Source organism: Dietzia sp. NCCP-2495, from assembly GCF_026011735.1.
Lineage (GTDB): Bacteria > Actinomycetota > Actinomycetes > Mycobacteriales > Mycobacteriaceae > Dietzia.
The window spans coordinates 1-1,185 of sequence record NZ_BRVN01000060.1 but is presented as its reverse complement, the minus strand read 5'-3'; the positions used below and the strand labels follow the sequence as shown (position 1 = coordinate 1,185).

Annotated in this window: 1 protein-coding gene; it reads right to left on the bottom strand. The window is 68.4% G+C overall.

Translation table 11 applies throughout. From position 1 onward, the window contains the following. A partial coding sequence (locus OPF83_RS17360; RefSeq protein ID WP_264888903.1) for an IS110 family transposase occupies nucleotides 1-981 on the bottom strand: 981 nt, incomplete at its 3' end. Between the last annotated feature and the right edge of the window lie 204 nt (nucleotides 982-1,185).

Sequence of the window (1,185 nt, the reverse complement as noted above, 5' to 3'; positions counted from 1 at the left end):
GATGTGGCGTTTGAGGCAGCGCATGATGTCTTTCTTGGACAGGCCTTGCGCGGTTCGTCGGTCAACGTAGGAGCGGGTGCGTTCGTCCCAGCGCATGCGGCTCAGTGCGATGGTATGCAGGGCGTGGTTCGCGGCCCGGTCGCCACCGCGGTTGAGTCGGTGTCGGTCTCGTCGTCCTGAAGAGGCAGGGATCGGGGCCACGCCGCACAGGTGCGCGAACGCAGCTTCAGAGCGCAGCCTGTCTGGGTTGTCGCCCGCGGTGGCCAGAAGCTGCCCGGCGACGTCAGGTCCCACGCCCATGCGGTTCATCAGGGTCGGAGCTGTCTGCGCGGTCAGGGCTTTCAGCTCGACGTCGAGGTCGGCGATCTCCTCACTCAGTGCCAGGATCCGGCGGCTCAGAATGCGTAGTGCCGCCTTGGTCGCGCCGAGGGGACTAGCGAGGTCGCCGGGACGGAACCGGGCGCAGACTGCGGCCAGCTCGCGGGCGGGCAGGCCACGCAACTGGGCTCGCAATTCCTCCGGAGCGGTGATCACCAGCTGCCTGGCCTGGTTGATCGCTTGGGTGCGGGCCTTGACCGCGGAGCGCCGAGGCACACGCAAGGCCCGGACGGCCTCCACGATCCCGTCGCGGGTCTTCGGCACGCCAGTGGCACGCCCGGAGGCGACCGCGGTAGCAGCGGCATAGGCGTCTATCGGGTCGGACTTGCCCTTCATCCGCCGGGTCTTGCGGTCGGGTCGGTCGACTTCGACCACCGGTAGTCCGGCCCGGGCCAGCACCCGAGAAAGCTCGGCGCCGTAGGCTCCGGTGCCCTCGACCCCAACGGCCTGCACGGTGCCGTGGCCGCCGAGCCATGAAAGTAGCTGCCGGTACCCGGAACCCGTGGCCGGGAACTCTCGGTCGGCCAGATGCCGCCCGAGGGAGTCGATCACCGCCGCGTGATGGGTCTGGCCATGCGTATCCACTCCGGCGATGACATGCACGTGCTGATCGGACATCATGGTCACTGCTGCCTTTCTCGTTGATCCCGGTGGGGCAGCACGCGCCGGCCAGGCGGGCGGACAAGACAGTGGCGGGGCTTCTGAACCAAGCTCCTATGAGGTCACAAACGCCCGTCCGGTCGCGTGCGTAGCGATCCCCCGAGCGGGCCGACAAATCCGCTTCTAGTCAGCCACCGCGACGGTCAG